Raw genomic sequence first — 23,376 nt, 5'->3', positions numbered from 1 at the left:
TGGAGCGCTCGATGTCGACCTCAGCACTGTGGCGGTTCCTCCCCTCGGCCCGGCGGGCGTGCGCGTCGCTCGTGGCGACCGGGCTCGTGCTCGGGCTGGCCACGACGACGGCCGGAGCCCTGCCCGCCCGCACGCTGCCGGGTTCGTCGAGTGCGACGGCGACCGAGGCGACGGACGCCCCCCTTCTCGACAGCGTGTTCGTGCAGGAGGGGACGCCGAGCCCCCACGGCGGGCAGGTCGTCGCCTGGGGCGACCAGGGCGGTCCCCTCGACGGCAGCTCGCCACGGGCGCTCCCGGACGGGGTGTACGCCGTCGGGCTCGCCACCGACGAGCACGAGGTCCTGGTCCTGCGGAGCGACGGGCAGGTCGACTCGTACCCCTACGACGTCTCCGGCGGACACAGCAGGCACCTGGCGCCGGCCGAGGGCGCCACGTTCACCGCCGTGTCGGTGAACGGGAACGGCGAGGCCAGGATCCTCAGGTCGGACGGCGTCGTGGTGGGCGCATCGGGCGAGCCCGTGAAGTCGCCCCCTGAGGGCCTGACGTACACCGCGATCGCAGGTGACCTCGCCCTGCGGTCGGACGGAACCCTCGACCCCGCCTCGGAACCGGGCGAGTCGTGCTCCGAGGCGCGCGACCCGGGTGCCGGGCTGCGCTACACGGCTGTCACGGCACGGCCGATGCCCGACAGCTGGGCCGCGCTCCGTAGCGACGGGGCGTACGTGCTCTGCCGGGCCGGGTGGGAGGGGGCCGCCATCGGCACGGTGGTCGAACCGCCGGCGGGTACACGGTTCGTCGGCATCGACATCGGACAGGAGGAGGTGATCGCGGCCACGGCGGACGGCCGCGTGCTGTCCTCGGGCGGAGCTCAGGTCGCTGCCGCTCCCCCCGGCCGGTCGGTCGTGTCCCTCGCCGCGATGTCCGAGGGGGCGGGTGCCGCGACGCTCGACGACGGGTCCATCCTGAGCTGGGGTCTCCGTGGCAAGGCCGCCGCCCCGCCTGTGGTCCCCGAGGGACGCGATGTCTACTCGGCCGTCGGTGGACATCACGGCCACGGCCAGCACTGGGCGATCGCCGTCGGCGATCCGATCTCCGTCAAGGTGTCCGCGCGGCCGGTGCAGGTCCCGGACCGTCCGTTGCGGGTCACGGACGTCGTCCGGCTCGACGTGACCGCCACGCTCGAGGACGGGACCCCGGTCGCCGGTCAGGCGGCGGTCGAGGCCAACGGCCCCGAGGGTCAGGTCGTGACGCTCGAGCCGCTTCCTCTCTGGTCCGGGTCTGCTGAGCTGGCCTTCCGGGCTGAGCAGCACGCACAGGTCGGGTCCCACGCCCTGACGGTGACGTTCTCCGGATCGCCCTATGCCACGACCACTGTCGCGACCTCGCTGGACTTCGCCGAACCCAGCCCGGTCGCGCTCACGACCTCGGGCCCGGCGACCTGGCACCAGGGCTCCGAGGACACCCTGTGCCTCTCGATCGCCACGGAGGACGGATCGCCCCTCTGGTGGCCGGGGTACGGCCAGGCCACCGTCACCGTGGACGGTGATTCGGCGACGGTCCACGAGATGAGCGGCCCGCCCGGGTCGGGCGCCCCGGCCGAGACCTGCATGCGCGAGCTCCAGCTCGAACCGGGCTCCTACACGGCCCATCTCGACTACGAGGGCTGGGGCGAGGTCGACTCCGCCGCGTGGACCGGAGGCATCGTGGTCCTCCCACCCGCTCCCACCCGGGTGGAGAGCGACCTGCCGTCATCGTGGCGCTATGGCCAGATGCCCGACACGGTGGAGGTCGACGTGCGCTCCGACTCCCTCGTCCCTGTGGGGACCGCCCGTGTTCGCCACGACGGGATGCCGTTCGGGTTCGGTGCCCAGCTCGACGACAACGGTCACGGCCAACTCTGGATCGGCAGCGAGGAGGAGCTGCTTCCCGGCATCTACCCCGTGGTCGTGGAGTATCCCGGCGGCTCTGGCTTCCTCCCGTCGCGCCTGGAGCGCACGGTCACCGTCCAGCCCGCTCGGTTCACCGCGGCCGTGCCGGGCATCTCCGGAACGACGAAGGTCGGCTCGACGCTGACCGCCGTCCGGGGCACGTGGTCGCCCGCGCCGACGAGCTTCCGCTACACCTGGAAGGTGGACGGCACCGCCGTCCCCGGTGCGACGTCGAAGACCTTCACCGTGCCGGCGTCCGCCAAGGGCAAGAGGATCACGGTGACGGTGGTGGGCGCCCGTGAGCACTACGAGACGACGTCGACGACGAGCGCCCGGACCGCCGCGGTCGCCCCCGGCACGTTCACGACGCCACAACCCACGGTCTCGGGCACGCGGAAGGTCGGCAAGACCCTGACGGTGCAGCGGGGAACCTGGTCGCCGGAGCCGTCGTCGGTGACGTACGTGTGGAAGGCGGACGGCGTGAAGATCGCGACGCGGTCGTCGCGCACGTTCGAGGTGCCGGCGTCGGCGAAGGGCAGGCGGCTGACGGTCACCGTGACCGGGTCGCGTCCGGGCTACTCGACAAGGTCCGTCACGAGCGCGCGCACCGCGGTGATCGCGCCGGGGACGTTCACGACGCCTCGGCCGACGATCACCGGCGTCCGGAAGGTCGGGGCGACGCTGACCGCGAGGCGTGGAACCTGGACACCGGTGGCGCCGTCGTCCGTGAGGTACGTGTGGAAGGCGGACGGCGCGAAGATCGCGACGCGGGAGAGCGCGCGGTTCGTCGTGCCGGCGCGTGCACGCGGGAAGCATCTGACCGTCACGGTGGTCGGTTCGCGGCCCGGCTACGCGACGAAGTCGGTGGCGAGCGCCCGCACGACGACCATCCGCTGACCCGCTACCTCGCAGGGCGCGTTGCCACCCCCGCCAGGACCTCCAGCACGCAGAGAGCGGCGAGGCGGACGGTGCGGCCGTCGGGGGAGTCGGCGGTCGCGTCCACCTCGGCGAGGTCGACGGAGCGGACGCGCGGGTCGGTGGCGGCGGCGCGGACCAGCGTGCGCAGCTCCCAGGCCGCCAGCCCGCCCGGCACGGACGCGGGGCAGCCGGGGGCGACGGAGCGGTCGCAGACGTCCACGTCGACGTCCAGGTGCACGGGCCCGCCCGCGGCGCCCGCGACCTCGAGCGCCTCGCGGACGACGTCGGCCCATCCGGCGGGGCCGTTCCCGCGGGCGCGGAGGTCGTCGAGCGTCACGACCGTGATGCCCAGGTCGCGGGCCCGGCGGGCGTAGGCCACGGAGTTGGCGAAGTCCGCGATGCCGACCTGCACGACGCGCGCGGGGTCCAGGCCGGCCTCGATCAGCCGGCGCACGGGCGAGCCGTTGGAGACGCCGTCGCGCAGGTCGTAGTGCGCGTCGAAGGTGACCAGGCCGGCGGTCGCGACGTCGTCCCCCCAGGCGCCGAGGGCCACCGGGACCGTGAGCGCGTTGTCCCCGCCCAGCGCGACGACGGCACGCGCCCCCGCCAGCGCCGCCCCCACCGCGGCTCGCGCGCGGGCCTCGCCGTCCGGCCCGTCCGGCTCGTCGACGTCGCCGTGGTCGACGACGGCCAGCTCGCCCAGGTCGACGGGCGCGCCGTCGGCGCCACGGATCAGCGCGGGGCTGTACCGGCGCAGCGCGTCGCGCACGGCGGCGGGCGTCGCGTGCGCGCCCGTCGTCGACAGCGACGTGCGCCAGGTGGGGACGCCGAGCAGGGCCAGGTCGGTGCGCGAGCCCGTCGGCGCAGGCCAGCCGCCCGCGCGGGGCCAGAGCGGGTCGTGGGGCAGGGGAGCGGAGGTCACCTGCCGACCGTACGACTCCCATGAGGTGCCTCACACACCCGGGGGACCCCCTGGGCATCGTGGTATCCCGCTGCTAGGGTCTGGCATTCGTGGGTTCGATACCTACGTTCGATCACGTCGATCATTCGATCGGCTGATCCCCGATCCCCCACCGAGCATGGAGTTCCCGTGGCCGTCAGCGTTCCTGTGAGGCACCCCCTCATCGCGCGCCTCGACGTCGACTTCCGTCGCGTCGCCAGCGCGCTGTGTCGCTGACCCACCGGCCCACCGTCAACGACGCCGTCGACGGCCGGAACCCGCGCCGCCGCTGACCGGCCCGCGCGAGGTCTCCCGCTCGTCCCCGCACTCCCCCGGGCGCCGTGCGCCCACCCTCTGCTGTCCCGGTGCTGCCCCGCGGCACCTCGGCGAAAGGTTCACCTGTGTCTTCCGCAACCAAGGTCCCCGGCGCGCAGCCGCGCGAACGCAAGGGCCTGCGCTTCCCGTCGTTCTCGGTCCAGATCCTGCTGGGCCTCGCGCTGGGCGTGCTGCTCGGCTGGCTCGCGCTGGCCCTCGGCCCGCAGGCCGACGGCGAGACGCCCAACGGCCTGACCACGACGCTCGACACCATCGGCTCGTCGTTCGTCACCCTGCTCAAGGCGATCGTGCCGCCGCTGATCTTCACGGCCATCGTCGCGTCGATCGCGAACCTGCGCTCCGTCACCAACGCGGCCCGCTTGGCCGGACAGACGCTGCTCTGGTTCGCCATCACCGCCGCGATCTCCGTGGCGATCGGCATCGGGCTGGGCCTCGTGTTCCAGCCGGGCCACAACACGACGCTGACCACGGCGGAGGCGGCCGAGCCGTCCAGCACCGGCACGTGGCTCGACTTCCTCAACGGCCTCATCCCGACCAACGTGCTCGGCCTGGGTGCGAAGACGTCGGTCGAGGCAGGGGCCGACGGCGCGCTGAGCGCCGAGACCGGCATCAGCTTCAACGTGCTGCAGATCCTCGTCGTCGCGCTGGTCATCGGCATCGCCGCGCTGAAGTCGGGCGCCAAGGCCGACCCGTTCCTCGCGTTCAACAAGTCCGCGCTCGCCATCGTGCAGAAGGTGCTGTGGTGGATCATCCGCCTCGCGCCGCTGGGCACGATGGGCCTCATCGGCAACGCCGTCGCCACGTACGGCTGGGAGTCGCTGCGCTCGCTCGCCTCGTTCTCCGTCGCGATCTACGTGGGCCTCGCGCTGGTCCTGTTCGTCGTCTACCCGGTGCTGCTCAAGGCCAACGGCCTCGGCGTCATCGCCTGGTTCAAGGGCGCGTGGCCGGCGATCCAGCTCGCGTTCGTCTCCCGCTCGTCGGTGGGCACGATGCCCGTCACGCAGCGCGTCACCGAGCGGAACCTCGGCGTGCCGAGCGAGTACGCGTCGTTCGCGGTGCCGCTGGGCTCGACGACGAAGATGGACGGTTGCGCCTCGATCTACCCGGCGATCTCCGCGATCTTCGTGGCGCAGATCTTCGGCATCGACCTGTCGCTGACCGACTACCTGCTCATCGCCTTCGTGTCCGTGGTGGGCTCCGCCGCCACCGCGGGCCTCACCGGCGCGATGGTGATGCTGACCCTCACGCTGTCCACGCTGGGCCTGCCGCTGGCGGGCGTGGGCCTGCTCCTCGCCGTCGACCCGATCCTCGACATGGGCCGCACCGCGGTGAACGTCGCCGGGCAGACGCTGGTCCCGACCATCGTCGCCAAGCGCGAGGGCATCCTCGACCTCGAGCAGTACCGCGCCGCGTCGTCGGAGCACCTGTTCGACGAGGACGAGGCCTCGCAGGACGGCGTGCAGGACGACGCCGCCCAGGCCGAGCCCGCGCAGGACGACGCCGGCCGCGAGCCGGTGGGCGCCGGCGCGAAGGCCTGACGGTCCGCAGCACGCGACGGAGGCCCGGTGGGGAGGACCCGCCGGGCCTCCGGCGCGTCCCGGGACCGGCTACCGGGCGAGGTCGGCGGCGTCGACCAGCCCGGCGCAGGGGACGGCGAGGACGTCGCCGCGGCGGAGGTCGCGCGGCAGGAGCACGACCGGCCCGCCACGGCCCGGGGCCGGGTGCACGGTGAACGGGCGCCGAGGCTCCGCGGACGCCCGGCCCACGAGCCGCGCCCGGTCGAGCAGGACGGCGCACCCGCCGAGGTCGGCGTCGAGCCAGGCCTGCCGCACGTCGTCCCCGAGCCGCGGGACGGCGTCCTCCACGCGCGCCAGGACGACCGTCCGAACCGCGGCGTCGCCCCAGAAGCGGTCGACCCGGGTGACGTCCGCGCCCACCGGGACGTAGACGCGCGGGGTCGGGTGGTGCTCGGCCAGCCGGGCCAGGCTGGTGCGGTCCACGAGCACGTCGTCCCCGGTGAGCTCGGTGCCCTCCGGCCACCCCTCGAGCGCCGGGCGGCGGGGGCGGACCAGGGTGGTGAACAGCGTCGTGAGGCTCATGCCTCCGGTCTACTGCGGGGCGGGCCCGCGGGACCCGGACCTCACGGGACGCATACGGGGACGAGCCCGATCCTCACGACTCCCCACCGTCCGGGTCGAAGCGGTAGCCCATGCCGGACTCGGTGACGAGGTAGCGCGGGACGGCCGGGTCGGGCTCGAGCTTCTTGCGCAGCTGCGCCACGTACAGCCGCAGGTACCCGGTGTCGGTCACGTGCTCCGACCCCCAGATCTCGGTGAGGAGCGTCTGGCGGGTGACGAGCTTGCCGGGGTTGCGCACCAGCCGCTCGAGCATCTGCCACTCGGTGGGCGTGAGGCGCACGTGCTCCGTCTGGCCGCCGCGGGCGCGCGTGACGCTGTGCGCGGAGAGGTCCACCGTGACGTCGCCGAACCGCACCACGGGGTCGGAGTCCCCGTGCGCGACGCGGCGGGTGAGGGCGCGGATCCGAGCCAGCAGCTCCTCGATGGAGAACGGCTTCGTCACGTAGTCGTCCGCGCCGGCGTCGAGGGCCTCGACCTTGTCGGCCGCGCCGGTGCGACCCGACACCACGAGGATCGGCGCGTCCGACCAGCCGCGCACGGCGTGGATGACGTCGATGCCCTCCAGCTCCGGCATGCCCAGGTCGATCATGAACACGTCGGGCCGGTGGTCGATGGCGCGGGCGATCGCCTGCGTCCCGGTGGTCGCCGTGACGATCTCGTACCCCTGCGCGGTGAGCGTGATCCGCAGGGCGCGCAGGATCTGCGGGTCGTCGTCGGCGATGAGGATCTTCATGGCGCGGTGGTCTCCGGTCGGTCGGCGGGGAGCGCGACGACCATCGTGAGGCCGCCGCCGGGGGTGTCCTCGGGGGTGAGCGTGCCGCCCATGCCTTCGACGAACCCCTTGGACAGCGCGAGGCCGAGCCCCAGGCCGGTCGTGTTGTCGGTGTCGCCGAGTCGCTGGAAGGGCACGAACACGTCCTCGCGCCGGTCGGCGGGGATGCCGGGGCCGTGGTCGACCACCCGGATCTCGACCGTGCCGGCGAACGTGCTGGTCGAGACCCGCACCCGCCGCCCCGCCGGCGAGTGCCGCAGCGCGTTGGCCAGCAGGTTCACCAGCACGCGCTGCAGCAGCACGGAGTCGGCGACGACGCTCGGCGCCGTGAGGTCGAGGTCCAGCTCCACCTCGCCGGGGCCGACGCCGAGCTCGTCGAGCGCGGGCAGCACGACGTCGGCGGTCTCGACGGGCGCGGTCGAGACGGCGAGGACACCCGCCTCCAGGCGGCTCACGTCGAGCAGGTCGGTGATCAGGGTGGCCAGCGCGGTGAGGCTCTCGTCGGCCGTCACGAGCAGCTCGTCCCGGTCCGCCTCGCTCAGCGCGCCGCGGGCGGAGCGCAGCCCGCTCACGGCGGCGGCGGCGGAGCTCAGCGGGCGGCGCAGGTCGTGGCTGAGCGCGGACAGCAGGGCGCTGCGCACGCGGTCGGACTCGGCGAGCTGGTCCACCTCGCTCGCCACCTCGGCCAGGTCGCTGCGCTCCAGCGCGGCCTGCAGCTGGACCGCGATGACGTGCAGGAGGCGGCGCTCGGAGGCCGCGAGGTCGCCGCCGGAGAGCTCGAGGACGGCGCGGTCGCCGACGTCGATCGTCGTGCGCGAGCCCGCCGGGTCGTGCTCGCCGTCCGCGGCCAGCACCGTGCCGCCGGCGACGAGGCGGGCCCCGGTGAGGCCGAACGCCTCCCGCGCCCGGCTCACCAGCGCCTGGACGGCGTCCTGCCCGCGCAGCACGCTGCCGGCGACCGTGGCCAGCACCTCCGACTCGGCGGCGGCCCGGTGGGCCGCGCGCGTGGTGCGGGCGGCGCGGTCCACGACGACGCTCACGAGCACGGCCGTGACGACGTACAGGACGAGCGCGACGACGTGCAGCGGCTCGCCCACGGTGATGGTGTGGATCGGCTCGACGAAGAAGTAGTCGAGCGTGACCCCGGACAGTATCGCCGCGTACACGGCGGGCCCCGCGCCGCCCACCAGCGCTACCACGACGACCAGCAGCTGGTACGACAGCACGTCGGAGACGATCGACTCCTCGCTGCGGACCGACACGAGCCCCCACGTCAGCAGCGGCCCGCCCAGCACGGCGAGCAGGAAGCCCGCCACGCGGCGCTTCGCCGACAGGGCGCCGCCCATCCGCGGCAGCCGGGTGCGGCCGCCCGCGGCGGCGTGGTTGACGATGTGGACGTCGATGTTGCCGGCCTCGCGCGTCACGGTCGCGCCGATGCCGGGCCCGCTGAGCGCGGCGGCGAGGCGGCCGCGCCGGGAGACGCCGATGACGAGCTGCGTCGCGTTGACGCCGCGCGCGAACTCCACGAGCGCCGTCGGGACGTCGTCGCCCACCACCTGGTGGTAGGTGCCGCCGAGCTCCTCGACGAGCATCCGCTGCCGGGCGAGCGCGCCCGGGGTCGCACCGCGCAGCCCGTCCTGGCTGGTGACGTGGACGGCGAGCAGGTCGCCGCCGGCGGACCGCGCCGCGATCCGCGCCCCGCGGCGCAGGAGCGTCTCGCCCTCGGGCCCGCCGGTGAGCGTCACGACCACGCGCTCGCGCGCCTCCCACGTGGAGTCGATCCCGTGCTCGGTGCGGTAGTGCTGCAGCGCCGCGTCGACCTCGTCGGCGAGCCACAGCAGGGCGAGCTCGCGCAGCGCGGTGAGGTTCCCGAGGCGGAAGTAGTTCGACAGCGCCGCGTCCACGCGTTCGGCCGGGTAGACGACGCCGGAGGAGAGGCGGTCGCGCAGCGCCTGGGGGGCGAGGTCCACGACCTCGATCTGGTCGGCGGCGCGCAGCACGGCGTCGGGGATCGTCTCCTGCTGCGCCACCCCGGTGATCTTCTGGACGACGTCGTTGAGCGACTCGATGTGCTGGATGTTGACGGTCGAGAGGACGTCGATGCCGGCGTCGAGCAGGGCGTCGACGTCCTCCCACCGCTTCGCGTGCGCCAGGCCGGGGGCGTTGGTGTGCGCCAGCTCGTCGACCAGCGCGACCTCGGGCCGCCGCGCCAGGACGGCGTCGACGTCCAGGTCGGTGAGCTCGACGCCGCGGTGCACGACGGTCGTGCGCGGCACGACCTCCAGCCCGCGGGACATCGCGGCCGTCGCGGCGCGCCCGTGCGTCTCCACGAGCGCGACCACGACGTCCTTGCCGTCGTCGCGCAGCCGCTTGCCCTCCTCGAGCATGGCGTAGGTCTTCCCCACGCCCGGCGCCGCGCCGAGGAGGACGCGCAACCTGCCGCGACCCATGCTCACCTCCCGAGCTCGTCCGTGCTCTCGTCGAGGGCCCCGTTGAGCTCCAGGACGTCGACCACGGGCTCCCCGAGGTACCCCAGGGCGCGACCCTCAGTGTGCCTCGCGACGAGGTCCGAGACCTCCTTGTCGGACAGGCCGCGGGCGGCGGCGACCCGCGCGACCTGGAGCTCGGCGTACTCGGGGCTGATGTGCGGGTCCAGCCCGGACCCGGACGCGGTGACGGCGTCCGCCGGGACGTCCGCCGGGTCCACCCCCTCCAGCGCGGCCACGGCCGCGCGCCGCTCCCCGATCGCGGCGACGAGGTCGGGGTTCTCGGGGCCGAGGTTCGACCCGGACGACGCGGCACCGTCCCAGCCGTCGCCCGCGGCCGACGGTCGCGGCTGGAAGTACTGCGGCAGGGGCGCTCCTTCCGCGTCCGTGAAGCCCTGGCCGATCAGGGCCGACCCGACGACGGTGCCGTCGCCGTCGCGCACGAGCGAGCCGTCGGCCTGCGCCGGCAGCACGAGCTGCCCGACGCCGGTGATCACCGCCGTGTAGCCGACGCCGAGCAGCAGGGTGAGGACGATCATCGCCCGGACCGCGACCCCGAGGGTCCGGCCGGTGCTGCGGGTGGTGGCGTTCATGGGTGTATTTCCTTCTTCCTGCTCTGCTCAGAACTGTGCTGTTCAGAACACCGTTCTGCTAGAACCCGGGGACGAGGCGGACGACGAGGTCGATGAGCCAGATGCCGACGAACGGCGCGACGATGCCGCCGAGGCCGAAGACCAGGAGGTTGCGCCCGAGGGTCTTCGACGCGTCCATGGGCCGGTACCGCACGCCGCGCAGGGACAGCGGGATGAGCAGCACGATGACGAGCGCGTTGAACACGATCGCCGAGACCACGGCGGACGACGGTGAGCTCAGGCCCATGATGTTGAGCGCCTCCAGGCCGGGGAACACGCCCATGAACATCGCCGGGATGATCGCGAAGTACTTGGCGACGTCGTTGGCGCTCGAGAAGGTCGTCAGCGCGCCGCGGGTGATGAGCAGCTGCTTGCCGATGCGGACGACGTCGATGAGCTTGGTGGGGTCGGAGTCGAGGTCGACCATGTTGCCGGCCTCCTTCGCGGCCGACGTGCCCGAGTTCATCGCGACGCCCACGTCGGCCTGCGCGAGGGCGGGGGCGTCGTTGGTGCCGTCCCCGGTCATCGCGACGAGGCTGCCGCCCTCCTGCTCGCGCCGGATGAGCTCCAGCTTGTCCTCCGGGGTGGCCTCGGCGAGGTAGTCGTCGACGCCGGCCTCGGCGGCGATCGCCGCGGCGGTCAGCGGGTTGTCGCCCGTGACCATGACGGTGCGGATGCCCATGGCGCGCAGCTCCGCGAACCGGTCCGCGATGCCCTCCTTGACGACGTCCTTGAGGTGCACGACGCCGAGCACACGCCCGGCCCCGCCCGGCGCCCGGACCGCCACGACCAGCGGCGTGCCGCCGGACCGGGCCACCCTCTCGACGGCGTCCTCGACCTCCGCGACGACCGGGGCGGCGGGGGTGCCGCCGTCGCCCAGCCAGGCCATGACCGCGCTGCCGGCGCCCTTGCGGATCTGCGTGCCGTCGGGCTCGTCGAGGCCCGACATGCGGGTCTGGGCCGTGAACGGCACGACCTCGCCGTGCGCGGTGTCGCCCACGTCCGCCCCGGCCCGGGCGGCGAGCGTGACGATCGACGCGCCCTCCGGCGTCGGGTCCGCGAGGGACGAGAGGGCGGCGGCGCGCACCAGGTCGCGGGCGTCGACGCCGGACAGCGGCAGGAACTCGCTCGCCTGCCGGTTGCCGTAGGTGATGGTGCCGGTCTTGTCGAGGAGCAGCGTCGTGACGTCGCCCGCGGCCTCGACGGCGCGGCCGGACATCGCGAGCACGTTGCGCTGCACGAGGCGGTCCATCCCGGCGATGCCGATGGCGGACAGCAGAGCGCCGATCGTCGTCGGGATGAGGCAGACCAGCAGCGCGACGAGCACCGCCACGCTCACCGGGCTCGCCGCGTACGACGCGATCGGGTTCAGGGTGAGCGCGACGACCACGAACACGATCGACAGCGACGCGAGCAGGATGCTCAGCGCGATCTCGTTCGGCGTCTTCTGCCGGCTGGCGCCCTCGACGAGCGCGATCATCCGGTCCACGAACGTCTCGCCGGGCTTCGAGGTGACGCGCACGACGATCCGGTCGGACAGCACCCGCGTGCCGCCGGTGACGGCGGACCGGTCGCCGCCCGACTCGCGGATCACGGGCGCGGACTCGCCGGTGATGGCGGACTCGTCCACGGACGCGATGCCGCGCACGATCTCGCCGTCGCCCGGCACGAGGTCGCCGGCGGCGACCACGACGACGTCGCCGAGGTCCAGGTCGGCCGACGACACGTCGTCGAGCGCGGCGTGCAGCGCCTCCGGGTCGGCCGCGTCGTCGTAGGCGGCGACGCGGTGCGCGACCGTGGCCGTGCGGGTCCGGCGGAGCGTGTCCGCCTGGGCCCTGCCACGGCCCTCCGCGACCGACTCGGCGAGGTTCGCGAACACGACGGTGAGCCAGAGGAACAGCGCGATCACGGCCGTGAACGAGCCGGGGACGACGGTGCCGCCCGAGGTCACGGGCCCGCCGAGGAACGGCTCGACGACGGCGAGCACCGTGGTCAGCGCGGCGCCGACCCACACGACGAACATCACGGGGTTGCGCCACATCTGGCGCGGGTCGAGCTTGCGGAACGCGCCCGGCAGGGCGGCCCGCACCTGGGCCCAGGTGAAGACCCCGCCCGGCGTGCGGGCGGCCTGCGGTGACGAGGGAGCGGGGGACGGGGTGTCGATCAGGGTGGTCATGAGTTACACGAGCCCTTCCGCCAGGGGACCCAGCGCGAGAACGGGGAAGTAGGTGAGCGCGGTGAGGACGACGACGACCCCGACGAGCAGCCCGACGAACTGCGGGCGGTGCGTGGGCAGCGTCCCCGCGGTGGCGGGCACCTTGTCCTGCCGGGCGAGCGACCCGGCGAGGGCGAGCACGAGCACGATCGGCGCGAAGCGCCCGAGCAGGATCGCGACGCCGAGCGCCGTGTTCATCCAGGGGGTGTTCGCCGTGATGCCGGCGAAGGCGGAGCCGTTGTTGTTGGCCGCGGACGTGAAGGCGTACAGGACCTCGGACATGCCGTGCACACCCGGGTTCCAGATCGTCGTCGAGACGACGCTCTCGCGCACCGCCGGGATCGCGAAGCTGAGCGCGGTGCCCGCCAGCACGAGCGTCGGGGTGACGAGGATGTAGAGGCTGGCGAGCTTGATCTCGCGGGGTCCGATCTTCTTGCCCAGGTACTCGGGCGTGCGACCCACCAGCAGGCCGGCGACGAACACCGCGATGACGGCGAGGACGAGCATGCCGTAGAGGCCCGACCCGACGCCGCCGGGCGCGACCTCGCCGAGCATCATGTTGAGCATCGGGACCATCCCGCCCAGCGCGGTGAACGAGTCGTGCATCGCGTTGACGGCGCCGGTCGACGTCGTCGTGCTGGTGGTCGCGAAGAGCGTGGTCCCGACGATGCCGAACCGCGCCTCCTTGCCCTCCATGGCGCCGCCCGCGAGCTGCGGGGCGGTGCCGTTCCCGGCGGACTCGAGCGCCGTCAGCGCGGCGAACGACGCCACGAAGATCACGCCCATCGCCGCGAGGATCGCGTACCCCTGCCGCAGGTCACCCACGATCCGCCCGAACGTCCGGGGAAGGGAGAACGGGACGGCCAGCATGAGGAGCACCTCGACGACGTTCGTCCACGCCGTCGGGTTCTCGAACGGGTGGGCCGAGTTCGCGTTGAAGAACCCGCCGCCGTTGGTGCCGAGCAGCTTGACGGCCTCCTGCGACGCCACCGGCCCGCCGGGGATGCTCTGCGCGCCCCCGGCCACGGTCGTGACGTCGGTGAACCCGTCGAAGTTCTGCACGACGCCGCCGATCATCAGCACCACCGCGCCCACCGCCGAGAGCGGCAGCAGGATGCGCAGGGAGCCCCGGACCAGGTCGACCCAGAAGTTGCCGATCGTCCCCGTGCGGCGGTGCGCGAAGCCGCGCACCAGCGCCACGGCCACGGCCATGCCGACCGCCGCGGAGACGAAGTTCTGCACCGCGAGCCCGGCGAGCTGCACCGTGTAACCGACGGTCTGCTCGGGCGAGTACGACTGCCAGTTCGTGTTCCCCACGAACGACGCGGCCGTGTTGAACGACAGGTCCGGCGCGACGGCGGGCAGCCCCAGCGAGTACGGCAGCCACTGCTGCGTGCGCTGCAGGGCGTAGACGAGCAGCAGCCCGACGAGCGAGAAGGTCAGCACGCCGCGCGCGTACGCCTGCCACGTCTGCCCGGAGCGCGGGTCGACGCCCAGCAGCCGGTACAGGCTCCGCTCGACGCGCCAGTCGCGGGGCGTGGTGTACACGGCTGCCATGTAGTCGCCGAACGACCGGTGGACGACCGCGAGGACGAGCGCGACGGTCCCGAGCGCGAGGACCGCCCCGACCCAGCCCATCAGAACTTCTCCGGCTTCACGAGGGCCACCACGAGGTAGACCAGCGCGGCCACGCCGAGCGCAGCGGCGAGGAGCTCGACGACGATCACAGCTTCTCCACCGCCTTCCCGATCCCGGCGACCAGCGCGAACAGGGCGATCACGCCCAGCACGTAGACGACGTCAAGCACCAGCACGTCCCCACTTCGATCCGACGGCCGGCCTCCGGAGAGGGTCGGGCCGGGCGCCCTTCCCGGGTGCCGACGACGATGCAACACCCGCCGGAAGCCCGTGAACCCCGTCCTCACGGGATCCATACGGCGCCGGGGCGCACCCTGACGGAAGTCCTACGGGCGTGGCCCCGCCACCTCGGAAAAGCCGGCGCGTGACGGCGGTCGGCCGTGCCAGGCTGCCCCGCATGGACTCCGTCGACGACGACACCCGGGCCGCGTGGGCCGTCGCCTCGCGCAAGTACACCGACGAGTACGACGAGCACCTCGAGCCGGCCCGCACCGCCCGGCTGCTGCCCGCGGAGGTCGCCGCGATCGGGGAGCTGGTCCGGGGCGCCGACGTCGTGCACCCGATGAGCGGCCACGGCCTCGACGACGTCGCCCTGGCGCGGCTGGGAGCGCGGTCCGTGCACGGCCTGGACTACAGCCCGGCACCGGTGGAGAGCGCGCAGCGCCGGGCCGACGAGCTCGGCCTGCCCTGCCGGTACACCCGCGCGACGCTGCCCGACAGCGGCCTCGACGACGCGTGCGCCGACCTCGTCTACACCGGCAAGGGCGCGCTCATCTGGGTCGCGGACCTGCCCGCCTTCCTCGCCGAGGTGCGCCGCCTGCTGCGGCCGGGCGGGCGGTTCTACGTCTACGAGGCGCACCCGCTGGTGCCGCTCTGGGCATGGGACGCCGACGAGCTCCGCGTGCGCCCGGACCGGGGGTACTTCGAGGCGTCGCACGTCAACGACACGTTCCCCGGCCACGGGGCGGTGGAGCGGCAGCGCACGCTCGCCGAGACCGTCATGGACTGCCTGTGCGCCGGGTTCGAGATCGAGCACCTGGAGGAGCACCCCGACCCGTTCTGGCGCCCCGACGGCATCGACGCCGCCGCCTGGGACGGCCGGGTCCCGAACGCGTTCAGCCTGCTGGCGCGCCGGGCCTGAGCGAGACGCTCAGCGCAGGTCGTACGCCGGGACCTTGTCGTCGGTCGCGAACGTGTCCGTCAGCCACAGCATCGATCCGTACAGCCACCGGTGGGTGAAGGTCCGGTCCCGCATCCGGATGCGGGCGTCCGTCGGCGGCGCCAGGAACGGCCCCGCGTTGCCGGTGCGCGCGACCCGGGTGGGCTTGCGCATCCGCCGGTCGTAGGCCGCGAACGCGGCCTCGTGGTCGCCGCGCGCCGCCGCGAGCTCGCCGGCGAGGACGTAGGCCCCGACGAGGGACAGGCCCGTCCCGAAGCCGCCGAGGGTGTTGGCGTGCCCGGCGTCGCCGACCAGCGCGAACCGGCCGCGCGTGAACGACGTCATGCGGGTGCGCGCCAGGGCGTCGAGGTAGAGGTCGTCCGCCCGGCGGACGGCATCGAGCGCGGCGGGCACGCGCCAGCCGGCGCCGGCGAACGCGGCCTCGAGGAACGCCCGCTGGGACGCGGTGTCGTGGCGGTCGTAGGTCGGTGCACCGCTGTCCGGCGCGCGGAAGACGAACAGGCTCGGCGCCTTCTGCCCACCGAGCAGCGCGAGCCGGCCGGGCTCGTTGTACCCGTAGGCGACGGCGCGGCCGTCGGAGCGGCGGGTCTCCAGTCCGTCGAGCGGCACCGCGGCGTCGGCCACCGCGTAGTAGTGCCCGAGGTGCTGCACGAGCTGCTCCTCCGGGCCGAACGCGAGCCGCCGCACCGCGGAGTGCACGCCGTCGGCGCCGACCACCAGGTCGAACCGCTCGCTCGGCCGGTGCGCGAACGCGACCTGCACGCCGTCCGTCGTCTCCGTCGCGCCCACGATCTCGTCGCCGAAGACGTACTCGGCGTCGCGGGCGGAGTGCTCGTGCAGGACGGCGGCGAGGTCGCCGCGCAGGACCTCCAGGTCGCCCCCGATGAACTCGCCCGGGATCACGGCGCGGACCCGGTCGTGGGCGTCGACCATGCGCCAGTCGGTCCGCGGGGTCTGGCGGGCGCGCACGTCGTCGAGGATCCCCGTGCGGTCCAGGACGTCGCGGTGCGTGCGGCCCTTGAAGTCGACGGCCTGGCCGCCGGGCCGGAGCGCGGGGGCCTTCTCGACGACGGTGACGTCGAAGCCGTTGCGGCCGAGCCAGCGGGCGAGCGCGGGCCCGGCGATGCTCGCGCCGGAGACGAGGACCTTCGAGGTGGACATGACCGCTCCTTCGGTGACCGACGCAATTGCGTCCGAAGGACACGGTAAACATCCGCGTACGATGGACGCAATACTTCAGGGCGCGCGAGACCGGCAGCCGCCGGGGGCAGGGGGAGCGATGGGCGCCGACCATCGGGGGGCCGGGGCGGGCGCGACGAGCACCGACGACGTCGTCGCGCTGCTGTGGCGGCGCGCGACGCCGGTCCGCCGCGGGCCCAAGCCGCGCTTCAGCGTCGACGGCATCGTGGCCGCGGCCACGGAGATCGCCGACGCCCGCGGCCTCGACGCGGTGACGATGCAGGCCGTCGCCGCGCGCCTCGGCACCACCAAGATGGCGCTGTACCGCTATGTGCCGGGCCGCGTCGAGCTGGACGCGCTCCTGCTCGACGCCGCGCTCGGGGCCGCGCCGCCCGCGCCGTCCGTGGCGTCCGGGGCGACGGGGGCGGACTGGCGGGCCGCGCTGACGGACTGGGCCGGCAGCGTCCACGCGCGGGCCCTCGCGCGGCCCTGGTCGGTCGAGCTCGCGCAGCGGCCGCACGTGCCCGGCCCCGTCGAGCTCGCCTGGTTCGAGGCCGGCCTCGCGGCGTTCGGGGATCTCCCGCTCACCGGCGCGGAGAAGCTCGACACGCTCGCCCTCCTGGTCGGTCACGTGATGTCGCTCGTGCGCCAGCAGCCGCGCGGCGCGTCGCCGGAGGGCGACCTTGCCGCCGGGCTCGGGCCCGTGCTCGCCGAGCACGCGGACGACTACCCGCTCACCGCGGCGGCCTTCTCCGACGCCGAGCCGGGCGGCCGCGACGACGCCCTGCGGTTCGGCGTCGCGCGCGTGGTCGCCGGGGTCGCGGCGCTCGCCGCCGAGCGCGCCTGACCGGGCGGGCGGCGGGTCGGCGTCAGGACGCCGCGGGCTCCGCATGGTCGGTCGGGGTGTGCACGATGTCGTAGTACACGTCGGTGTCCCCCTCCTCGGGGAACACGCGGTAGGTGAACTCCTCGTCGGTCAGCGTGACGATGTCCGAGTCGCGCTCGAACTGCACCTCGCCGGCGTCGTCCTTCGCGACGATGTGGCGGGTCGTGCCCTCCTCGTCGACCGTCCAGTCGCCCTGCATCTTCGGGCTGTCGTCGAGGTCGTACATGGTGAACGTGCCGTCGGCGTCGAAGTACGCCCAGCCGACGAAGGCGCTCACGTCCTCGTCGTCGAGCGGGACGTCGTCGCCCTCGGCGTCGGTCGCGCCGGTGGTCTCCCACGCGGTCGACGCGAGCACGTCGGACGGCGTCTGCGTCTCGTCGGCCGCCGCGGCCTCCTGCGAGGCGGCGGTCCCGGAACCGGCCGCGGCGTCGGCCTCGCCCGTGCTGCAGGCGGTGAGCGCCCCCAGCGCGATCAGGGCCGAGACGGCGATCGTGGCGGGCTTCGTCGACTTCGTGAGCTTCATGGAGCTGTCCTTCTCTCGTGACCGGGACGGCGGTGCGTGTCCCGGCGTGTCGGTGCGTCGGAGCCATCGTGGTTCCGGGCACCGGCCGTCCACATCACCTGCCGGGCTCGCCGGAGGTCAGCCGAACGGATGAGGCGCGACCGGCGAGAACCGCAGCAGCGCCCCCGGCGGCAGCTGGCCGAGCAGCCACAGGTGCGTCGACGCCACGGACGCGACCACCGGGTAGCCGCCGGTGAGCGGGTGGTCGACGCCGAACAGCACCGGCAGGCCGTCCGGCGGTACCTGCAGCGCGCCGGTCACGCAGCCCTCGCTGGGCAGCTCGCGCCCCTGCGCGTCGGCCGTCCGGGTCAGGGGCGCTCCGTCCAGCCGCAGCCCCACCCGGTCCGAGCGGTCGGTCACCCGCCACTCCTGGTCGAGCAGCGCGGCGAGGTCGGCGAACCAGTCGTCGTGCGGGCCGAGCACGACGGGGAGCGTCGTGACCTCGCCCGGTGCGGGCAGCGCCGTCGGGTTCGGAGCCCCGACGTCGTCCACCGCCACGGCTCCGCGCCCTGCCTTCCAACAAGCGATCTCTTGCGTCATCGCCCCGTTTGCTGCGGCAGATCGCTTGTTGGAAGCCATGAGGGAGAGGCGCGCGTCCGGGGCGAGGGGGTCCGGGCCGAGGTGGGCGAGGGTGTCGGTGGCGCGGGAGCCGAGGACGGGCGGCGCGGCGACGCCGCCGCGGACGGCGACGTACGTGCGCCGGCCGCGGGCGGGGGCGCCCAGCGCGAGCTCGTCGCCGGCGCGCAGGCGGAACGCCCGCGCCAGGGGTGCGCGGCGGGCGTCGTCGGGGTCGCCGCCGCAGTGCACGACGGCGTCCGCGTCCGCCCCGGCGAGCGCGACGACGGCGTCGGTGCGGGCGCGCAGCCGCAGACCGCCGCCCACGGCCTCGACGGCGGCGGCCCCGCCCGGGTTGCCCACCGCGCGGTTCGCGGCGCGCAGGCTGCGCGCGTCGGCCGCGCCGGACGCGGACACGCCGAGGTGCGCCAGCCCCGGGCGGCCGAGGTCCTGCACGAGCGCCTGCAGCCCGGGCGTCACGACCTCCAGCACCTCCAGCCCTGTGGCCGATGTCGTCGGCGCGGCAGTCTCGGCTCGCGGCGGCAGCTCGGACTGCCGCGCCGGGCCGGAACTGCCGTCGTGAGCGAGTCCGGCGCCGCGGGCCGACGCGCGCACGGCCGTGAACCGCACCCGGTCGCCGGGAGCCCACGGGGTGGGAGGGTCGCGGTCGGCGTCCCAGGTGACGACGTCGGTCCGACCGACGAGCTGCCACCCGCCCGGGCTGGAGCGCGGGTAGACGCCCGAGTACGGTCCGGCGAGCGCCACGGACCCGGCGGGCACCCGGGTGCGCGGCGACTCGCGCCGCGGCACGACGAGCGTCTCGTCGTCCCCGGTCAGGTACGCGAACCCGGGGGCGAAGCCGACGAAGCCCACCACCCACGACGCCCCCGTGTGCCGCCGCACCACCTCCTCCGTGCTGCACGCGAGCAGGCGTCCCACGTCGTCCAGGTCCTCGCCGTCGTACACGGTGGGGATCTCGACGAGCCGCCCGCCGGCGTCCTCCCCGGTCGGTCCTACGACCGCGGTCGCCCGCGCGCGCAGCCCGTCCGCGAGGCGGGTCGCGGGCAGCCGCCACGGGTCGAACGGCACCAGCAGCGTGCGCGCGCCGGGCACGGCCTGCCCGACGCCCGCGACGGGGTCGTCGCGCAGGGACGCGTGGAGCGCCAGGGCCTGTGCGACGTCGTCGACCTCGACGAGCAGGGCGTCGTCGCGCACGGGCAGGACACGCACGGTGTGGACACGCGCGGGCGGGACCTGCTCGGGCCCGCCCACGCTCAGGCCCTCGACGACGCCGGGGCGAACGCGGCGAGGGCGACGCCCGCGTCGTCGAACGCCGCGCGCACCCGCCGGGCCATCGCGACGGCGCCGGGCGTGTCCCCGTGCACGCACACCGAGTCGGCGGGCACGCGCACCACGCTGCCGTCGACGGCCTCGACCACGCCCTCGGTGACGAGCCGCAGCATCCGCCGGGCCACGACGTCCGGGTCGTGCAGGACGGCGCCCGGCTCGCCGCGGGGCACCAGCGTGCCGGCGGGCGTGTAGGCGCGGTCGGCGAACGCCTCCGCCGCGGTGGCCAGGCCCGCGGCCTCGGCGGCGGCGAGGGAGAGGGTGCCGGGCAGCCCGAGCAGCACGAGGGACGGGTCGACGGCGGCGACGGCGGCGGCGACGTCGTCCGCCACGCGCCGGTCCACGGCCGCCCGGTTGTACAGGGCGCCGTGCGGCTTCACGTAGGTGACTCGGGTGCCCTCGGCGGCGGCCAGCGCCTGCAGCGCGCCGACCTGGTAGACGACGTCGGCCCGCAGCTCGGCCGACGGGACGTCGATGTCGCGGCGCCCGAAGCCCGCGAGGTCGCGGTATCCGACGTGCGCCCCGACGGCCACGCCGCGGGCGGCGGCCAGGCCCACCGTGCGACGGATCGACGCCGGGTCGCCGGCGTGGAAGCCGCACGCCACGTTCGCCGACGAGACGACGTCGAGCATCGCCTCGTCGTCGCCGAGGGTCCAGCGCCCGAACCCCTCACCGAGGTCGCTGTTGAGGTCGACGGTGGTCATGCGTCCAGTCTGCCGCGCCATGTCCCCGGCGGGCGGGGCGTATCAGGGCGCCGCGACGGTTGCTCCGGTCATGGTGTGCGGATGAGCGTCGCGTGAACTCTCGTCGCAGGGGTGGCAGGAGCGTGCCGCGTGCCGCACAGTGAAGGGACGGTCCTGTCGCCCGTGTCACACGACGACGCCGAGGTGTGGCAGGATCCGAGCGCCTGAGCAGTGCCGATGGGGGAGGTTCGTCGTCGTGAGGTCTCCGAGGGACACCGGACGGGGCGTGCGTGTCGGCAGGCTGCTCGCGACGGCGACGGCGACGTGCGTGGTCGCGGCGGGGTTCCTCGCGGCCCCCGTGGCAGGCCTCCCGTGGAACGACGGCCGCCTCCAGACCCTCGCCGCCGACCAGCACACCCCCGACGTCGGAGCCGGCAGCCCGGTGGGCGAGGGCGTCTCCGTGGGCGTGGTCGGGACGCCGGGGTCGACCGGCCCGGCGACGCTCCAGGAGGTGCTGGGCGTCCTCGAGCGCGCGGAGCTCGCCGGCCAGGACGCCGGCCGGAAGGTGACGCCCGCGGTGGACCAGGCCGCCGCCGAGCTCGGCATGCTGCTCAGCACGTACCTCGCGCAGCAGTCCGCCAGGTCGTCCGACCGCCCCTTCGCGGCCGCGGACGCCGAGGTGCCCTCGCCCGTGCTCCCGGCCCCCGCGACGGGGCCCGAGGCGACCGAGCCCGAGGTGACCGAGCCCGACGAGCAGACGCCCGACGTCGCGCCCTCGGCGCCCGCCGACGAGCCGCGGGCTGTGGCCGTCGCGCGCCAGGTCGCGATCGACCCCGCCGACGAGCCCGCCCCCGTGGCCACGGGGGCGCGGCCCGGCGCCGTGCAGCCCGATCCCGTGCAGCCCGATCCCGTGCAGCCCGATCCCGTGCAGCCGGACGCCGTGCAGCCGGACGCGCAGTCCGCGGACGAGAACGGGCACGACGGCGACGAGGTGACGTTCGACGACCTCGTCGTCGCGGCCACGCGCCTGGCGACGCTGCTGGACCCGGCGACCACGACCCTGCAGGCGGGCATCCTGCCGGCGGGTGCGGACGGGACGGTCGCGGCGCGCGCCATGCTGACGGCGAGCCTGCTCGAGGTGGTCGACCGCTACGGCCGGAGCACGGCGGGGTACGCCAACGGGCGCATCCCGGCGTCGGCCCTGTGCCCGCTCGACTTCGCGCCCGGGCACATGCTGCGCTGCGACGCCGCGGAACAGCTCTCCGCGCTCAGCAAGGAGTACGAGAAGGAGTTCGGGGTGCCCATCCCGATGACCGACTCGTACCGCTCGCTGGAGCTGCAGATCCGCGTCAAGGCCACCAAGGGCTGGCTGGCGGCGACGCCGGGCACGTCGAACCACGGCTGGGGCCTCGCCGTCGACCTGGGCTACCCGATCTCCACCTTCACGTCCGCCGAGCACGCGTGGATGCGCGTGCACGGGCCGGACTACGGCTGGGACAACCCGTCCTGGGCGCGCTCCACCGGCTCGAAGCCCGAGCCGTGGCACTTCGAGTTCTTCGCCGCCGGCCCCATCCCCGACCGGGCGTGGAAGGCCGACGACGTCGCGGGCGGCGGCGGGCCGACGGCCCCGGCGGAGCGTGACGACAAGCGTGACGACAAGGGCGCGGGGCACGCGAAGGGGCACCAGGGCGCCACGGGCGGCCCCGCGAAGGGGAGCTCCGGCGAGAAGTCCGGCACCGGATCGGGCTCGTCGGGCACGAGCACGGGCGACAGCGGCGCGAAGCCCGGGAAGACCGCGCCGGCCAAGGTCACCGTCCCCGACCTCGCGGGCTCGACCGTCGGCGCGGCGACGAAGAAGCTGCACGCACTGGGGCTCGAGGTCCGCACGACGACGCGGGAGAGCGACAAGCCGAAGGGGCAGGTCCTGAAGACCCGGGACGCCGGCACGAAGGTCACGAAGGGCACGAGGGTCACCCTCGTCGTCTCGAGCGGCCCGGCGAGCGACCCCGAGCCGACCCCGGAGCGGGTGGCGCTGCCCGCCGTGGCCGGCCAGGACGCCGGTGCGGCGGAGCGGGCCCTGCGGGACCTGGGGCTCGACGTCACCGTGGTGAAGGAGCACAGCACGAAGCGGCCGGCCGGCACCGCCCTCCGGACCGAGCCCGGCTCGGGCACCAGGGTGGCCGTCGACTCGTCCGTGACCCTGGTCGTCTCCAGCGGCCCGGAGCAGGTGATGATCCCCGACGTCACCGGGTGGACCGTGGCCGACGCGCGGGCGAAGCTCGAGGGCCTCGGGTTCGTGGTCGAGGCGTCGGGCGACGTCGAGGACGACGACCTGGTCGTCGAGACCACGGACGCCGGCGCGAAGGTGGACAAGGGCTCGACCGTCCTGATCACCGGGGGCCAGGCGAAGCCCGTCCCGGACGTCGCCGGCATGACCGTGGCCGCCGCCCGGGAGGAGCTCGAGGTCCAGGGATTCGTGGCCGTGGCCGAGGAGGGCGTCGAGGACGACGCCGTGGTCGCGGAGACCTCCCTCGCCGCGGGCAAGCCCGCGCTGCTGGGGAGCAAGATCATCCTCGTCGTGGCGACGGGCACGGACGAGTGACGCCCACCGCGCCGCCCGCCGAGACCCCCGGCGAGCGGCGGACGCGCGAGGCGCTGGAGGCGTCGGGCGTGGCGTTCGACATCGTGCGCCACGGGCCGGTGCGCTCGCTCGCGGAGGCCGCGGCCGCGCGCGGCGTCACGCCGGCGCAGGTGGTCAAGACGATCGTGGTGCGCCGTGGGGACGGCGACTTCCTCTTGGTGCTGGTGCCGGGCGACCGCACGATCGCGTGGCCGCGGCTGCGCTCGCTGCTGGGGGTAACCCGGCTGTCGATGCCCGACAAGGAGGTGGCGCGCGACGTCACCGGGTACGAGCGCGGCACCATCACGTAGGGCTCCCGACCAGGTCGGGAGCCCTACGGTCTCATCTCATTGCACGGCGGC

At 74.6% G+C, this 23,376-nt stretch carries 17 protein-coding genes and 1 pseudogene; 6 read left to right on the top strand and 12 right to left on the bottom strand.

The genetic code is table 11. From position 1 onward, the window contains the following. The first annotated feature begins 11 nt into the window (after window positions 1–11). Window positions 12–2,825 carry a hypothetical protein gene (locus tag ACFWEK_RS00955; protein ID WP_430552777.1) on the top strand — a complete coding sequence of 938 codons (2,814 nt, stop codon included), beginning with the start codon at window positions 12–14 and terminating at the stop codon, window positions 2,823–2,825. Between the two features lie 4 nt (window positions 2,826–2,829). On the opposite strand, the gene ACFWEK_RS00950 is transcribed toward ACFWEK_RS00955, so the two are convergent. Then, complete coding sequence (locus ACFWEK_RS00950; RefSeq protein WP_430552776.1) at window positions 2,830–3,768, bottom strand: arginase family protein; 939 nt, start codon at window positions 3,766–3,768, stop codon at window positions 2,830–2,832. A 419-nt stretch (window positions 3,769–4,187) separates the two neighbouring features. Here ACFWEK_RS00950 and ACFWEK_RS00945 point away from each other — a divergent pair, with 419 nt between their 5' ends. Further along, complete coding sequence (locus tag ACFWEK_RS00945; RefSeq protein ID WP_430547640.1) at window positions 4,188–5,660, top strand: dicarboxylate/amino acid:cation symporter; 1,473 nt, start codon at window positions 4,188–4,190, stop codon at window positions 5,658–5,660. A gap of 69 nt (window positions 5,661–5,729) precedes the next feature. Here the strand turns inward: ACFWEK_RS00945 and ACFWEK_RS00940 are convergent, their stop codons facing one another. The 7 genes from ACFWEK_RS00940 to ACFWEK_RS00910 all read right to left on the bottom strand — a co-directional run bounded on the left by ACFWEK_RS00940 (window position 5,730) and on the right by ACFWEK_RS00910 (window position 14,092). Next, complete coding sequence (locus tag ACFWEK_RS00940; protein ID WP_430552775.1) at window positions 5,730–6,221, bottom strand: hypothetical protein; 492 nt, start codon at window positions 6,219–6,221, stop codon at window positions 5,730–5,732. 73 nt (window positions 6,222–6,294) lie between these two features. Beyond that, window positions 6,295–6,993 carry a response regulator gene (locus tag ACFWEK_RS00935; protein ID WP_430552774.1) on the bottom strand — a complete coding sequence of 233 codons (699 nt, stop codon included), beginning with the start codon at window positions 6,991–6,993 and terminating at the stop codon, window positions 6,295–6,297. Beyond that, the gene (locus ACFWEK_RS00930; RefSeq protein ID WP_430552773.1) at window positions 6,990–9,482 is read right to left on the bottom strand and encodes an ATP-binding protein; all 2,493 of its coding nucleotides are present in this window, start codon (window positions 9,480–9,482) and stop codon (window positions 6,990–6,992) included. Before ACFWEK_RS00930 ends, ACFWEK_RS00935 begins: the two co-directional genes overlap by 4 nt. A 2-nt stretch (window positions 9,483–9,484) precedes the next feature. Then, window positions 9,485–10,111, bottom strand: a complete 627-nt coding sequence (gene kdpC, locus ACFWEK_RS00925; RefSeq protein WP_430552772.1) for a K(+)-transporting ATPase subunit C — start codon at window positions 10,109–10,111, stop codon at window positions 9,485–9,487. Between the two features lie 58 nt (window positions 10,112–10,169). Next, a complete protein-coding gene (gene kdpB, locus ACFWEK_RS00920; protein ID WP_430552771.1) occupies window positions 10,170–12,326 on the bottom strand; it encodes a potassium-transporting ATPase subunit KdpB in 2,157 nt (718 codons plus the stop codon). 3 nt (window positions 12,327–12,329) lie between these two features. Then, window positions 12,330–14,003 (bottom strand): potassium-transporting ATPase subunit KdpA, encoded by a 1,674-nt coding sequence (gene kdpA / locus ACFWEK_RS00915; protein WP_430552770.1) that lies wholly within the window; start codon window positions 14,001–14,003, stop codon window positions 12,330–12,332. Then, a complete protein-coding gene (locus ACFWEK_RS00910) occupies window positions 14,003–14,092 on the bottom strand; it encodes a potassium-transporting ATPase subunit F (RefSeq protein ID WP_429734823.1) in 90 nt (29 codons plus the stop codon). Before ACFWEK_RS00910 ends, kdpA begins: the two co-directional genes overlap by 1 nt. Window positions 14,093–14,399: 307 nt before the next feature. On the opposite strand from ACFWEK_RS00910, the gene ACFWEK_RS00905 reads away from it, so the two are divergent. Next, window positions 14,400–15,143, top strand: a complete 744-nt coding sequence (locus ACFWEK_RS00905) for a class I SAM-dependent methyltransferase (RefSeq protein ID WP_430552769.1) — start codon at window positions 14,400–14,402, stop codon at window positions 15,141–15,143. Between the two features lie 9 nt (window positions 15,144–15,152). Here ACFWEK_RS00905 and ACFWEK_RS00900 read toward each other — a convergent pair whose 3' ends face one another. Beyond that, window positions 15,153–16,343 carry an FAD-dependent monooxygenase gene (locus ACFWEK_RS00900; RefSeq protein ID WP_430552768.1) on the bottom strand — a complete coding sequence of 397 codons (1,191 nt, stop codon included), beginning with the start codon at window positions 16,341–16,343 and terminating at the stop codon, window positions 15,153–15,155. Between the two features lie 118 nt (window positions 16,344–16,461). Here ACFWEK_RS00900 and ACFWEK_RS00895 point away from each other — a divergent pair, with 118 nt between their 5' ends. Next, window positions 16,462–17,208, top strand: a complete 747-nt coding sequence (locus ACFWEK_RS00895; protein WP_430547631.1) for a TetR/AcrR family transcriptional regulator — start codon at window positions 16,462–16,464, stop codon at window positions 17,206–17,208. 22 nt (window positions 17,209–17,230) lie between these two features. Here ACFWEK_RS00895 and ACFWEK_RS00890 read toward each other — a convergent pair whose 3' ends face one another. From ACFWEK_RS00890 to ACFWEK_RS00880, 3 genes are all read right to left on the bottom strand, one after another. Continuing rightward, window positions 17,231–17,770, bottom strand: coding sequence for a DUF4822 domain-containing protein (locus tag ACFWEK_RS00890; RefSeq protein WP_430547630.1), 540 nt, complete (start codon window positions 17,768–17,770; stop codon window positions 17,231–17,233). A 117-nt stretch (window positions 17,771–17,887) separates the two neighbouring features. Next, a complete protein-coding gene (locus tag ACFWEK_RS00885) occupies window positions 17,888–19,579 on the bottom strand; it encodes a carboxyltransferase domain-containing protein (protein ID WP_430552767.1) in 1,692 nt (563 codons plus the stop codon). Between the two features lie 59 nt (window positions 19,580–19,638). Beyond that, window positions 19,639–20,415: a LamB/YcsF family protein gene (locus ACFWEK_RS00880; RefSeq protein WP_430547628.1), complete on the bottom strand. Its 777-nt coding sequence runs from the start codon at window positions 20,413–20,415 to the stop codon at window positions 19,639–19,641. A 265-nt stretch (window positions 20,416–20,680) separates the two neighbouring features. Here ACFWEK_RS00880 and ACFWEK_RS00875 point away from each other — a divergent pair, with 265 nt between their 5' ends. After that, the gene (locus tag ACFWEK_RS00875) at window positions 20,681–22,996 is read left to right on the top strand and encodes a PASTA domain-containing protein (protein WP_430552766.1); all 2,316 of its coding nucleotides are present in this window, start codon (window positions 20,681–20,683) and stop codon (window positions 22,994–22,996) included. Continuing rightward, window positions 22,993–23,322: pseudogene (locus tag ACFWEK_RS00870) on the top strand (aminoacyl-tRNA deacylase); the annotation flags it as partial. The gene ACFWEK_RS00875 and the pseudogene ACFWEK_RS00870, both read left to right, overlap by 4 nt. Between the last annotated feature and the right edge of the window lie 54 nt (window positions 23,323–23,376).

It is taken from the genome of Isoptericola sp. NPDC060257, assembly GCF_042726645.1.
GTDB classification, from domain to species: domain Bacteria; phylum Actinomycetota; class Actinomycetes; order Actinomycetales; family Cellulomonadaceae; genus Isoptericola; species Isoptericola nanjingensis.
Note: the sequence above shows the minus strand (reverse complement) of the source record. Positions and strands in the feature narration are given on the sequence as shown.

Bases quoted from the DNA above. Each gene is read 5' to 3' on its own strand.
- ACFWEK_RS00955 (WP_430552777.1), top strand. From the start codon at position 12: ATGTCGACCTCAGCACTGTGGCGGTTCCTCCCCTCGGCCCGGCGGGCG.
- ACFWEK_RS00940 (WP_430552775.1), bottom strand. From the start codon at position 6,221: ATGAGCCTCACGACGCTGTTCACCACCCTGGTCCGCCCCCGCCGCCCG.
- ACFWEK_RS00935 (WP_430552774.1), bottom strand. From the start codon at position 6,993: ATGAAGATCCTCATCGCCGACGACGACCCGCAGATCCTGCGCGCCCTG.
- ACFWEK_RS00930 (WP_430552773.1), bottom strand. From the start codon at position 9,482: ATGGGTCGCGGCAGGTTGCGCGTCCTCCTCGGCGCGGCGCCGGGCGTG.
- kdpC (WP_430552772.1), bottom strand. From the start codon at position 10,111: ATGAACGCCACCACCCGCAGCACCGGCCGGACCCTCGGGGTCGCGGTC.
- kdpB (WP_430552771.1), bottom strand. From the start codon at position 12,326: ATGACCACCCTGATCGACACCCCGTCCCCCGCTCCCTCGTCACCGCAG.
- kdpA (WP_430552770.1), bottom strand. From the start codon at position 14,003: ATGGGCTGGGTCGGGGCGGTCCTCGCGCTCGGGACCGTCGCGCTCGTC.
- ACFWEK_RS00905 (WP_430552769.1), top strand. From the start codon at position 14,400: ATGGACTCCGTCGACGACGACACCCGGGCCGCGTGGGCCGTCGCCTCG.
- ACFWEK_RS00900 (WP_430552768.1), bottom strand. From the start codon at position 16,343: ATGTCCACCTCGAAGGTCCTCGTCTCCGGCGCGAGCATCGCCGGGCCC.
- ACFWEK_RS00895 (WP_430547631.1), top strand. From the start codon at position 16,462: ATGGGCGCCGACCATCGGGGGGCCGGGGCGGGCGCGACGAGCACCGAC.
- ACFWEK_RS00890 (WP_430547630.1), bottom strand. From the start codon at position 17,770: ATGAAGCTCACGAAGTCGACGAAGCCCGCCACGATCGCCGTCTCGGCC.
- ACFWEK_RS00880 (WP_430547628.1), bottom strand. From the start codon at position 20,415: ATGACCACCGTCGACCTCAACAGCGACCTCGGTGAGGGGTTCGGGCGC.